Annotated in this window: 14 protein-coding genes and 1 riboswitch; of the genes, 5 read left to right on the top strand and 9 right to left on the bottom strand. The window is 57.5% G+C overall.

All coding sequences use genetic code 11. The features are described 5' to 3' along the window. The 5 genes from B3V69_RS20100 to B3V69_RS20080 form a co-directional block, all read right to left on the bottom strand. Positions 1 to 452, bottom strand: a 452-nt coding sequence (locus B3V69_RS20100; protein ID WP_296449420.1) for a response regulator, incomplete at its 3' end; no start/stop codon positions are given. Between the two features lie 244 nt (positions 453 to 696). Continuing rightward, the gene (locus B3V69_RS20095; RefSeq protein WP_296449416.1) at positions 697 to 1,344 is read right to left on the bottom strand and encodes a response regulator transcription factor; all 648 of its coding nucleotides are present in this window, start codon (positions 1,342 to 1,344) and stop codon (positions 697 to 699) included. Further along, positions 1,341 to 3,371 carry a histidine kinase gene (locus B3V69_RS20090; RefSeq protein WP_296449413.1) on the bottom strand — a complete coding sequence of 677 codons (2,031 nt, stop codon included), beginning with the start codon at positions 3,369 to 3,371 and terminating at the stop codon, positions 1,341 to 1,343. Before B3V69_RS20090 ends, B3V69_RS20095 begins: the two co-directional genes overlap by 4 nt. 64 nt (positions 3,372 to 3,435) lie before the next feature. Beyond that, the gene (locus B3V69_RS20085; RefSeq protein WP_296449410.1) at positions 3,436 to 3,948 is read right to left on the bottom strand and encodes a TlpA family protein disulfide reductase; all 513 of its coding nucleotides are present in this window, start codon (positions 3,946 to 3,948) and stop codon (positions 3,436 to 3,438) included. Positions 3,949 to 4,040: 92 nt separating this feature from the next. Beyond that, positions 4,041 to 4,742: a nucleotide-binding protein gene (locus B3V69_RS20080; protein ID WP_296449407.1), complete on the bottom strand. Its 702-nt coding sequence runs from the start codon at positions 4,740 to 4,742 to the stop codon at positions 4,041 to 4,043. A 308-nt stretch (positions 4,743 to 5,050) separates the two neighbouring features. On the opposite strand from B3V69_RS20080, the gene B3V69_RS20075 reads away from it, so the two are divergent. After that, a complete protein-coding gene (locus B3V69_RS20075; RefSeq protein ID WP_296449405.1) occupies positions 5,051 to 5,827 on the top strand; it encodes a transferase in 777 nt (258 codons plus the stop codon). Here the strand turns inward: B3V69_RS20075 and B3V69_RS20070 are convergent. Both B3V69_RS20070 and B3V69_RS20065 read right to left on the bottom strand, forming a co-directional pair. Next, positions 5,824 to 6,462, bottom strand: a complete 639-nt coding sequence (locus tag B3V69_RS20070) for a 3-oxoacid CoA-transferase subunit B (RefSeq protein WP_296449403.1) — start codon at positions 6,460 to 6,462, stop codon at positions 5,824 to 5,826. The two genes, B3V69_RS20075 and B3V69_RS20070, sit on opposite strands and share 4 nt — an antisense overlap. Before the next feature lie 2 nt (positions 6,463 to 6,464). Next, positions 6,465 to 7,172: a CoA transferase subunit A gene (locus tag B3V69_RS20065; protein WP_296449401.1), complete on the bottom strand. Its 708-nt coding sequence runs from the start codon at positions 7,170 to 7,172 to the stop codon at positions 6,465 to 6,467. Between the two features lie 101 nt (positions 7,173 to 7,273). Here B3V69_RS20065 and B3V69_RS20060 point away from each other — a divergent pair, with 101 nt between their 5' ends. Continuing rightward, on the top strand, positions 7,274 to 7,816 hold the full coding sequence (locus B3V69_RS20060) for a LuxR C-terminal-related transcriptional regulator (RefSeq protein ID WP_296449396.1): 543 nt from the start codon (positions 7,274 to 7,276) through the stop codon (positions 7,814 to 7,816). Between the two features lie 58 nt (positions 7,817 to 7,874). On the opposite strand, the gene B3V69_RS20055 is transcribed toward B3V69_RS20060, so the two are convergent. Then, positions 7,875 to 8,450, bottom strand: coding sequence for a TMEM165/GDT1 family protein (locus B3V69_RS20055; protein WP_296449392.1), 576 nt, complete (start codon positions 8,448 to 8,450; stop codon positions 7,875 to 7,877). 3 nt (positions 8,451 to 8,453) lie between these two features. Further along, positions 8,454 to 8,627: riboswitch (yybP-ykoY riboswitch) on the bottom strand. Between the two features lie 43 nt (positions 8,628 to 8,670). After that, positions 8,671 to 8,895: a hypothetical protein gene (locus B3V69_RS20050; RefSeq protein WP_296449389.1), complete on the bottom strand. Its 225-nt coding sequence runs from the start codon at positions 8,893 to 8,895 to the stop codon at positions 8,671 to 8,673. Between the two features lie 48 nt (positions 8,896 to 8,943). On the opposite strand from B3V69_RS20050, the gene B3V69_RS20045 reads away from it, so the two are divergent. The 3 genes from B3V69_RS20045 to B3V69_RS20035 all read left to right on the top strand — a co-directional run. Further along, entirely contained in the window at positions 8,944 to 10,005 is a 1,062-nt protein-coding gene (locus B3V69_RS20045) for a response regulator (protein WP_296449386.1), read from the top strand. After that, on the top strand, positions 9,998 to 10,804 hold the full coding sequence (locus tag B3V69_RS20040; RefSeq protein ID WP_296449384.1) for a hypothetical protein: 807 nt from the start codon (positions 9,998 to 10,000) through the stop codon (positions 10,802 to 10,804). The genes B3V69_RS20045 and B3V69_RS20040 overlap by 8 nt, the downstream gene beginning before the upstream one ends. Positions 10,805 to 10,895: 91 nt before the next feature. Continuing rightward, on the top strand, positions 10,896 to 11,185 hold a 290-nt coding region (locus B3V69_RS20035; RefSeq protein ID WP_296449382.1), incomplete at its 3' end, for a CHASE3 domain-containing protein.

Below are 11,185 nucleotides of genomic sequence, written 5' to 3'. Positions count from 1 at the left end.
GTGAGCAAGGTGTGGGGTCGGTCATGCGTATTCGGCGAAATGTCTGTGGCCAGCAATTCAGCCAACTTGGGACTGACAAACATGCCGCCCCCAGCTACCTTGCGCATGGCCGGCAGGAGCAGCTCACTGTCGCCATCTTTGAAAAGATAACCCGACGCACCAGCGCGAATCGCAAGCACGGCATATTGCTCCTCATGATGCATGCTGAAAATGAGGACGGGAAGATTCGGCCTCTCCTTTTTGATGAGCTTGATCAGTTCAAGGCCACTTCGCCCGGGCATGGACAGATCGAGGACAACGAGACTCCAGTCACGCTCACGAACCTTCTCCAGCGCCGCATCGCCGTTGTCAGCCTCGCCAGCGACGACCAGATCGTCTGTGTCCGCGAGGATCTTCTTGAGCCCGTCTCTGATAACCGCGTGGTCGTCGACCACCAACACTTCGAACTTCATGCTTCGTCTCCATCCAGCGGCGGTACATTGAGCGGAATGGTCACCTCAATGGTGGGGCCTACACCAAGGCCAATGCCGCCTTGTCTCGCATTGTTTTGAATGCTGTTTGCGACGGCTAGAAAATATTTTGGCAAATACAAACCTGCCAAGGCTGTGCTGAATTCTGAGTGACGGGTCGCTCAATAGATATAGGATGCCGATCAAAATCGGCATAGGAATACTCCCATTGCCGATCAGAGACCGTCTATTCGCCGGTGAAATCGAGCAAATTTCGTTCGATGGCGTAGCGCACAAGGTCGACTTGCGTCGCCATATTCATCTTGACCAGAATGTGCGATTTGTGTGTGCTGACGGTCTTGATGCTCAACGAGAATTCTTCGGCAATCGCGGTCAGACTAATGCCACGCACGATGCGGCTGAAAACCTCGAATTCACGGTTAGTCAGCAAGGTATGCGGTTGGTTATGGATGTTCGGCGAAACGTCGGTGGCCAGCAGTTCAGCCAATTTGGGACTGACAAACATGCCTCCTGCAGCCACCTTGCGTATGGCAGGCAGGAGCAGTTCACTATCGCCATCTTTGGAAAGATAGCCAGAGGCGCCAGCGCGAATCGCGCGCACCGCATACTGCTCCTCATGATGCATGCTGAAAATGAGGATGGGAAGTTTGGGCCTTTCGCTTTTGATGAGTTTGATGAGTTCAAGCCCATTTCGTCCGGGCATGGAAAGGTCGAGGATCAAAAGACTCCAGTCACGCTCGCGAACTTTCTCCAGTGCAGCATTGCCGGTGCCCGCCTCGCCAGCGACGACCAGATCGTCTGTATCGGCCAGGATTTTCTTTAGTCCGTCTCTGATAATCGCGTGATCGTCAACCACCAACACTTCGAACCTCATGCGACCTCTCCATCCAGCGGCGGGACATTGATCGGAATGGTCACCTCAATGGTGGTGCCTGCGCCCGGGCCACTGATGATATTGAATTGCGCGCCGATGGAGTTGGCACGTTCGCGCATGCTCACAAGGCCAATGCCGCCTTTTTTCGCGTTGTCTTGAATGCCTTGACCATCATCGTTGACCGTCAACACCAGCTTGCCTCCTTCCAGCACCAGGTCGATTTTCACTTTGGTGGCGTTCGCGTGGCGGGCCACATTTGTCAGCGACTCCTGCACAATTCGAAACAACGCGGTGGCTAACTCATCGCCCTGAACGTCATTCGCCGCCTGGAGGTTAAGCGTGACTTCCAAAGCGCTACGTTTTGCAAATTCCAGGGTTTGCCATGAAAGCGCCTCGCCAAAGCCGAGATCGTCAAGAATGAGCGGCCGGAGTTCAGTCGAAATGCGTCTCACCGAGGTAATGGCCGTATCCAGCAGATAACGCATTTCATCCACCATGTCGGGCGTTGCCGAGCGCCCGTCCTTGAGCCGGGTGCCAAGCCACGAAAGACTCAGCTTGAGCCCTGTCAGTTGCTGACCAAGCTCGTCATGCAACTCGCGCGAGATGCGCGTTCGTTCTTCTTCGCGTACAAACTGCAGAGAAGCAGACAACTTACGCAGCTGTCTGTTCACCTCGCGCAATTCCACTTCGACCAGACGATGCTGCGTAACGTCGCGCAGTACGGCCGTCATCTGAAGTTTGCCGCCAATCAAGGATTTGGAGATCGTCGATTCAATCGGGAACTCTTTTCCATCTGCACGCCTGCCCGTGATTTCAAGCTGCGGGGCCATGGTTCGCGATCCTTCATCAGAACCAGTAAACCAGTCAAAGTGCCCACGGTGCGCTACCCGTACTCCCTCGGGTATCAGCATCTCAAACGGTTTTCCGATGACCTCATTCGCCTTCAGCGCGAACATTTTTTCAGCCGCCGGATTGAACAACACTATTCTCATGGTCTCGTCGACGGCGACGATGGCGTCCATGACCGAGTTGACAGTATGTTGGTACAGATCGTTAGCCACACGCAACGCGAACGTCATTTCCTCCTTGTTCTTGAGTTTGCGTATCAGAAACATGGCGACGAGGACGGTGAAAATGCTCATCAAAAGGGCTCCAGCGGCGATTGGTACGGCCGTTTCCCGCCACGATGCGAGGCTTAAGTTCTCATCATCAGTGACGCTCAGTAGCAATGGATATCCCACCAGACGGCCAAGCGCGAATACTTGCGACGCTCCGTCTCCACCGTCATGACGGATAGTTCGAACCGCATCGCCTTTTGCAGGCAGCGTTTCATTGTTCAGTTCGGGTGCCAGGTCGCCAATTACGTCTTCACGGTGCGGAAAGCTTCCCACCAGCGTACCGTCTGACAAATACACCGCGATCGGGCGCACATAATCGAACTTCACTTTGTTGTAGGTCAGCTCGAACTCAGGGATGCTCATCGCCGCTACGATGACTCCGCGAAATTTTCCGCTTGAATCAAACAGTGGCCGAGCCATATACAGTGTCCAAGAATTGTCCAGGCGGCTTCGCACCGGCGTTTGAATGAAAAATTTCTTGGTCGGGTCCTGGACAAAATTCTTGTAGTACGCCCGGTCTGCAACCGATTGCTTGGGCGTCGGAAAATTTCGAGACGAGTTGATCACCATGCCTTGCGCGTCAACCAGAAAAAGTGATCTCAATTGGCGCACGCCGGAGACGCGCGCACCGAGCAGTAAATGGGTGGGCGCACTATCGAGAGAAAACTGGCTTCCGTAGGCGCTCGAGAGGCGTTCCTGAACACCCAGGAGCACGAGGTCTGCGCGCTCGAAGTTTTGCTCTGTTTGCTCCATCAGCATTTGCGTCAGCGCGATAGTCACCTGGCGTGCGTGCTGTAGTTCGCGCTCCCGCAGCCCCCATAACAAAAAGGAGACTGACACCACAATCGCAGCGATGGTGAGGGCGGCGAATACGCTGACAGAATTAGGTTGTCGGATTTGCAGGCGCATATGTTTGATTTAGTTGAAATAGACTACCGAAAACGACTAATGTTTTTGACCACGTGTCATCCAACTACATCTTGATGCGGAAGGTCTTTCCAATCAATGCCAGAGCCTGTGCATCGTCCCACTCTTTGACGCCATAGACCTTTAAAAGAACTTGCCCCTGCGCACTGACCAGCAGAGTCAAGGGGATGCGATTTGCGCCCAACATATTTTCCAGAAAAAGCTGGCTGTCAATAAACTGACGAAATTTGGTTTTTGACTGTTTCAGGAACGCTTCCGCCGCTTCGGGGTAGTCATCGGTGGAAATCCCGATGACTGAAAACTGTTGTCCGCCATAACGGCGAGAGAGTCTTTCCAACGACGCCATTTCCTGTCGGCAAGGACCGCACCAGCTGGCCCATACATTGATGATCAATGGCTTGCCGCGAAATTCAGAGAGTTTGCCGGACGGGCCCGCCAGCCCTTGCATATTCGCCTCACGAAGCGTTCCTCCGACTTCAACTTCCCCTGGAGTTTTGGCAAAAGACTGGCTCGTTGCCACCGCCAAAAGAAGCAGTATCAAATAGAGAATTGCTTTCATAATTTCAAGTCTAACAGTCGCCAACTCTCTCTTGACTCACTTCCCTTGCCAAGACTATCTCCGGCAACATTGACAACGCTTAAAGCAAGCGCTCACGGCTGCAGTTTCGCGTCTTCGATGAGCACCTTATAGGAATAGCCTGAACCGAAATCCTTGTCCGTGTGCACGACGCCCGTCACCGTCACGACATCCCCGACCTTCGCCGTGGTCGTGGTGGTGGTCGTTACCAGAAGGTCATTGGAGTTGTCAGCCGCGGCGCCCGAGCCATCGCGCAGGTGGATCCAATTCTTTCCCATGACGCCCGGGTTGTATTTCACAACCTGGCCGCGAACCCGAACCGTCTTATCCTTCAGTACCGTCGCCTTCGTCACAATTTCAGCCACGGTCCGCGCGTCGGCACCGCTGGCCTTGGAAACATTGATAGGGCCGACGTCCACTTTGGCAACGCCCGAGTGAGCGTTAGCCACGTCTTTGCCACTACCACCGAGGCTGCCAAAATAAATCGTCGAGAACGTCTTCTTCAATGATTTGCTCTCGAAGTTGTTCATGAGCATTGCGTTTTCGATCGTGACCTTGGCGCCTTTCTTGACCGCTGCCGTTTGGACCGCGACCCAAGTCTCGCCATCCTTGGTCTTGAGCCGAAGGTAGGTATAACTTTCGACGTCCTTGACCTCGAGGACTTCGCCCGTGACGACGGCCGCCGTAGGCGAGACGATGGCCGGTTTTTCAGCCGCCCAAACGGATGTAGCGAATGGAGCAGCAACAATCAGGCAAATTGCCAACAGGGATTTCATGGCCGGATTCTCTTTAGTAAAACCTTTAGCATAACAGCAACGCCCTCTGCAATACTGGCGTCGATTGATCTCAAAAAAGTCACCCCTGGCCTTCCATCGGGTGCATTTTCAAATTTCACTGTACTTTCTGGCAAACTGGCGAAAATGTCGCAAATGAAAGCACGATTTTTCTTTGAGATTCGCACCGTTCTCATGGGCACGCTGTTGCTGGTGACACTGCCATCGCATCGAGCAGCACTGGACGTCGACTGAGCCAATGTACAAAGCACACGTTGGTGAATACGCTTTCGGAACTGTAGGAGCAGCTCATGCCATCACGCCATCACCACGCAACAGCGACCGAATCCGACGCATCGGCGTTCGATGTTCCGTTCGTGTTTTCCGCTGACGGCAGCAAATCCCTGTACTTCACCCTTGACCAGCTGCAAAGCCGCATGTGCAGCATGCGCCCCACCCAACTGGACGTGGACTACACCCGCACCATGATGGGGTTTTTGATGTTTGACAGCCATCCGGTCAACATCGCCATGATTGGGCTGGGCGGTGGATCGCTGCTCAAGTTTTGCTATCACCACCTGCCGGGAACACGGTTCACGGTGGTCGAAATCAACCCTCATGTCATTGCGCTGCGTCACGAGTTTGAAGTGCCCGATGATGAGAAGCGCATCACCATAATCTGCGCTGACGGGGCCGGCTTTGTGCGGAACACGTCATTTCGGTATGACGTGCTGCTGGTGGACGGCTTCGACAGCCAGGGACAAGCCTCCAGCCTGTGCACGCAGCGTTTTTACGATGACTGCTTACGGTCGCTATCACCCGAGGGCATCATGGTGACCAACCTGCATCACGACCACCCCGATCATGCGCTGTTCACTGGGCGTATTCGGTTGGCTTTCGATGGCAACTTGTTTGAGGTTGCTTCCAAAGAAAAGAGCAACAGCATTCTCTTCGCGCGCAAAGGTCGACGAATTTCAGTTGACGAACTGCGGGAAAACGATCCTCTGAAGAACTTTGACCAGGAAGTACGGACTCAGCTTCAGAGTGAGTTTTCGCGTATCTCCTGGGTTATGACGCTACCTGCTTAATGCAGTTGCACGCCAGTCTTGGCCTGCAACTCTTCGCGCGTGACGCCCGGCGCCATTTCCACCACTTTCAGGCCATGAGGCGTCACATCCAGCACGGCGAGGTCGGTGATGATGCGGTCCACCACACCGACCCCCGTAAGCGGCAGTGTGCAACTGGGCAGTATCTTCAAATCGATGCTGCCATCTTTTTTCTTGGCCACATGTTCCATTAGCACCACGACGCTCTTGACGCCGCCCACCAGGTCCATCGCGCCGCCCATGCCCTTGACCATTTTGCCGGGGATCATCCAGTTGGCCAGATCGCCCGTTTCGCTCACCTGCATGGCACCCAAAATACTCAGGTTGATCTTGCCGCCACGAATCATGGCGAAGCTGTCATGGCTGCCAAAAATGCTGGAACCTGCGATCGTCGTCACGGTCTGTTTGCCCGCGTTGATCAGGTCGGCATCGACCTCATCTTCGGTGGGAAACGGGCCAATGCCCAACATGCCGTTCTCGCTTTGCAACCAGACCTCGATGGCTGGGTTGACGAAGTTCGCCACCAGGGTCGGCAAGCCAATCCCCAAGTTGACATAAAAACCGTCTTGCAATTCCTCAGCGGCTTTGGCCGCCATTTGGTCGTGTGTCCAGGCCATGATCAGACTCCTGCTTTCTCGGTGATGGTTCTTTTTTCAATACGTTTCTCGGGCCTTGCATTCAGCACAATCCTGTGCACGTAAATGCCGGCCAAATGCACTGAATCGGGATCGAAAGTGCCGGTCTCCACGATCTCCTCCACCTCGACCACCGTGATCTTGCCGGCCATCGCCACGGCCGGGTTGAAGTTGCGCGCGGTGCGCCTGAAGAGCAAATTGCCACTCTTGTCCGCCTTCCAGGCCTTGACCAGCGAGACATCGGGCACCAACGCGCGCTCCATGATGTAGACGTGACCGTCAAACTCACGGGACTCCTTGCCCTCGGCCACCAGCGTCCCCACGCCGGTGCGGGTATAAAACGCCGGAATGCCGGCGCCACCGGCCCGCAATTTTTCAGCCAGTGTGCCCTGCGGCGTGAACTCGAGCTGCAATTCGCCAGCGAGGTATTGCCGCTCGAACTCCTTGTTCTCACCCACGTAGCTGGAGATCATTTTTTTGATCTGGCGCGTTTCCAGCAGCTTGCCCAGGCCGAAACCATCGACGCCCGCGTTGTTGGAGATGACCGTCAGGTCTTTGACGCCGCTGTCGCGCAGGGCGTCAATCAGGGCCTCGGGAATGCCGCACAGGCCAAAGCCGCCCACGGCCATGAGCAGGCCGTCACTGACAATGCCTTCCAGCGCCTTGGCCGCGCTTGGGTAAATTTTGTTCACAGCTCTATCTCCTTAAAAGAAACATTTGACGTACCATACTACCTAGCTGGCTAAGTAGTTTTTCGTAGCGTACTAACCCTCATTATCGTGACCCCAAAAATATGGATGTCGATTACCGTCTCGCGTTCGAGCTGGCACCGGTCGGGCTGGTGCTGTCGCGCAACCGTGTCATTGTGGACTGCAACCGGCACGTGTGCGAGATGTTTGGCGCATCACGCGAATTGCTGGTGGGTCAGTCGTTTCAGGTGATGTACCCCAGCGTCATCGAGTTTGAGCGCGCCGGCCTGCGCATCTCGCCCGTCCTGAACCGCAGCGGCACCTATGCGGATGACCGCATCATGAAGCGGTCCAGCGGCGAGACCTTTTGGTGCCACGTAACTGGACGAGCCCTCAACCAGGCCATGCCCCATGAGGTCGGCATCTGGACCTTTGAAGACCTGAGCTCGCGCCGCCCGGTCAAGGCCGAGCTGACCGCCCGTGAACGCGAGGTGGCGGCCCATTTGTTGGATGGCCTCACATCCAAGGAAATTGGCAAGGTCCTGACCATTAGCCACCGCACCGTTGAAATCTACCGCGCCCGCTTGATGCGCAAATACAAGGCATCCAACACGGGCGATCTGGTGCATAAATTGATGGTGGGGTGAGGCTGGATTATCCGGATCCAACCAGGTTTCAACTTTTTACGGCACCGCCCGTGTCCGGCTATTGAAACAGTTTTTCGACTTTGAACAGCGTCAGCAATCCCATCAAGGCAAAGATGCCTGCCGCGATCGAGTGGACCAGCTTCATCGGGATTTTTGCGGCGAATTTGTTGCCGACAAAAACGGCCGGCACATCCGCCAGCAGCATGCCCAGTGTGGTGCCCGCGACGACCGTCAGCGGCGCGCCATAGTGCGCGGCCAGCGCAATGGTGGCGATCTGGGTCTTGTCACCCATCTCCGCGAGAAAGAAGGTGATGAGGGTTGCGCCGAAGACACCCAGGTGCTTCGCGACTTGGGTTTCTTCTTCCTCGATCTTGTCGGGAATCATGGTCCAGATCGCCATGCCGACGAATGACAGACCCAACGTCCAGCGCATCACCTCGGGACTCGCCACCGAGGTAATCCATGCCCCCAAAGCGCCCGCCAGACCGTGATTGACCAGCGTGGCGCACAGAATGCCGGCAATGATCGGAAGAGGTTTCTTGAAACGCGCTGCCAGGATGAACGCGAGAAGCTGGGTTTTGTCGCCGATTTCTGCAAGCGCGACCACGCCAGTTGAGATGAAGAGAGCTTCCATGATGAGTTCCAGGGCCGGACAAAAACAATGACCGCACATCTCCCCGGCCAATCCGAAGTTGCGCGGTCAAAGGTCTTGCCAAGTTGAAAACCGCTTGCACCATGATCGACAGATCAAGTATGTTGACGCAAGCCCTCTCAATCGAATGAAAGGCGACTACTCCCCAGTGACCCGCGTAGTTTAGCAGCGGGGTTGGGCGCATCCACGGGTCGCCACTGAATCAAACCATGCGGTCGCGCGGGAAACAGCCGCAAACACGCAGCCGCGACCGGCAAGGTGCCAACGCCACCGAACCCACCGGGCCGAACACCACCGTGGCCAGACCGAGGTCCCAGGCACTGGAGGTGATGCCGTACATATGCCAGGCGCCCGCCACCATGAGTATCTGGTTGGCCATGACGCCGATCAGGCTGCCCCACACCGCATTGAGCCATGACTCGAACATGAGCCATCGTGTCGACAACGTTCATAATGGCAGCGGGAGGGATACAAGATGAACTCGAATAATCGAGCCACAATCCTTATCGTCGATGACGAAGAACGTAACGTCAAGTTGCTGGAGGCACTGCTGCATGCCGACGGCCATGCGACGCTGTCCGCCAGCAAGGGCCGCGATGTACTGGCCTTGGCGGTTGCCGAGCAACCCGACCTGATCCTGCTTGACATCATGATGCCGGATATGGACGGCTTCGAGACCGTGGCGCGCTTGAAGGCCGATCCGCGCACGCAACGGGTGCCGGTGATCATGGTCACGGCGCTCGATGACCGCGAATCCAAGCTGCGCGCGCTGGAGGCCGGCGCCGAAGAGTTTCTTTCCAAGCCGATTGACCGCGCCGACCTGCGCGTGCGCGTGCGCAACCTGCTGCGACTCAAGGAATTCGGCGACTTTCTCGCCAATCACAACCGGATTCTCGATGAGCAGGTGAAGGAGCGTACCGCGCAACTCGAAGAGGCCTATCGCGACACCGTCTTCACGCTGGTGCGCGCCGCCGAGCACAAGGATGAGGAAACGGGCCACCACGTGCGCCGCATCAGCCACTATTGCAGGCTGCTGGCGCAGGCGATGGACCTCTCGACCGATTTCCAGCACACCATCTACCTCGCCAGCCCGATGCACGACGTTGGCAAGATCGGCATTCCCGACCATGTGCTGCTCAAGCCGGGGGGCTTCACGCCCGAGGAGTGGAGCATCATGAAGACGCACTCCGCCTTAGGCGCCAGCATTCTGGCCAGCGGCACCTCCCCCTACACCCGCATGGGCGCCGAGATCGCGCTCAACCACCATGAGCACTGGGACGGCAGCGGCTACCCGAACGGACTCCAGGGGGCAGCGATTCCGCTCACCGCGCGCATCATGCAGATTTGCGACGTTTACGATGCGCTGCGCAGCCGACGCCCTTACAAGGCGCCCATAGCGCACGCGCGCACCGTCGAAATCATCACGCAGGGCGACGGGCGCACCCGGCCAGAACATTTCGACCCGGCGGTGCTGGCGTGTTTCGTCCGTCAGGCCGAACGTTTCGCCGCCATCTACGACCAGCACGTCGATGAGTGATACGCCGCGCGCCCACGTCCTGCTGGTCGACGACGACCCATTGCTGCAAAGTGCCGTCGTGCGCGTGTTGCGTCCTACGCGGCGGCCGGTGCTCACCGCGTCCACGGCCGAAGAGGCCAGCGTGCTGCTCAACCGGCAGGAAGTCGGCGTCATCGTCGGCGAGCCACGTGACGCCCGACTCGCCGCCTTCTTTATCGAGGCGCGCGAACGCCATCCGAGCATCGTTCGCGTAATCCTCACTGGCTACCCGGACATGAACAGCGTGCTCAAGGCGGTCAACGAAGCCCATCCGTTCAAGCTGCTGACCAAGCCCTGGCTCGACGCCGAACTGGTGGCGACGGTGAAACTCGCCTTCGAGCAGTACACGCTTAACCGCAAGCGCGACCGGCTGATCGACGACTACGCCAGCATTCGCGCCCACTCCGAGCACGGCCACGCCGTTCACGTGCTCACCGCGCTGGCGCATTCGGCGCATTCGGACATGAACGCCGAGGCGATCCACGACCTGCCGGTCGGCACCCTGCTGGTGAGAGAGGGCGCCGTCGCACTCGTCAACCCCGCGGCGCAGCGCTTCCTCGCCGCGCTCGGGCTGGTGGCTCCGACGGCGGGCGTCGCCGTGGCCGACCTGTCGGCGGTGCTGGGCGCACTGGTCGCGGACGCGTTCATCGCGCCGCGCAGGCAGCGCATGAGGCACCGTATTGCCGGCCACGGGCGGCTCGACTATGTCGTGCTGGAGATCGCCGCCGGCACGCTGATCGCATTCGCGCCGGCGCCGCAGGCGGGGCGTGCGCCGCCGTAAGGGGGGTGCAGGTTTCGGTCCGCGTCATCTCCCGGCGGACCGGAAAAGAATGAAACGGGAGCAGGCTGTCGTTCGCCCAAGGGAGCGTGTCATGAAAAAATTCAGCATTGAATCCAGGCTCGCCGCTGGCTTTGCCGCCGCACTGCTGCTGTTGCTGCTGGCCGGCGCGCAAATGTACCGTTCTCTCAGGGATTACAAGGAGACCTCGGACTGGGTGGTGCACACCTACGAGGTGCTGGGCGCGCTCGAAGCGGTGGCCTCAGGCATGCGTGAACTGGAGAGCGGGCAGCGCGCCTACATCATCACCGGACTGGAACTGTACCTTGAAGAGCGCGAACGCGAGGCCGCTCGGGTCCGCTCGGCGCTGACCCGCATCGCGCA

The organism is Rhodoferax sp. UBA5149 (genome assembly GCF_002413825.1).
Lineage (GTDB): Bacteria > Pseudomonadota > Gammaproteobacteria > Burkholderiales > Burkholderiaceae_C > Rhodoferax.
The sequence above is the reverse complement of the archived record's forward strand: the minus strand, read 5'-3'. Positions and strand labels throughout refer to the sequence as shown.

Excerpts from the sequence above, each read along its gene's own strand:
- B3V69_RS20040 (WP_296449384.1), top strand. The coding sequence starts at position 9,998 with ATGAGTGATACGCCGCGCGCCCACGTCCTGCTGGTCGACGACGACCCA.
- B3V69_RS20080 (WP_296449407.1), bottom strand. The coding sequence starts at position 4,742 with ATGAAATCCCTGTTGGCAATTTGCCTGATTGTTGCTGCTCCATTCGCT.
- B3V69_RS20075 (WP_296449405.1), top strand. The coding sequence starts at position 5,051 with ATGCCATCACGCCATCACCACGCAACAGCGACCGAATCCGACGCATCG.
- B3V69_RS20060 (WP_296449396.1), top strand. The coding sequence starts at position 7,274 with ATGGATGTCGATTACCGTCTCGCGTTCGAGCTGGCACCGGTCGGGCTG.
- B3V69_RS20050 (WP_296449389.1), bottom strand. The coding sequence starts at position 8,895 with ATGTTCGAGTCATGGCTCAATGCGGTGTGGGGCAGCCTGATCGGCGTC.
- B3V69_RS20090 (WP_296449413.1), bottom strand. The coding sequence starts at position 3,371 with ATGCGCCTGCAAATCCGACAACCTAATTCTGTCAGCGTATTCGCCGCC.
- B3V69_RS20055 (WP_296449392.1), bottom strand. The coding sequence starts at position 8,450 with ATGGAAGCTCTCTTCATCTCAACTGGCGTGGTCGCGCTTGCAGAAATC.
- B3V69_RS20095 (WP_296449416.1), bottom strand. The coding sequence starts at position 1,344 with ATGAGGTTCGAAGTGTTGGTGGTTGACGATCACGCGATTATCAGAGAC.
- B3V69_RS20085 (WP_296449410.1), bottom strand. The coding sequence starts at position 3,948 with ATGAAAGCAATTCTCTATTTGATACTGCTTCTTTTGGCGGTGGCAACG.
- B3V69_RS20070 (WP_296449403.1), bottom strand. The coding sequence starts at position 6,462 with ATGGCCTGGACACACGACCAAATGGCGGCCAAAGCCGCTGAGGAATTG.
- B3V69_RS20045 (WP_296449386.1), top strand. The coding sequence starts at position 8,944 with ATGAACTCGAATAATCGAGCCACAATCCTTATCGTCGATGACGAAGAA.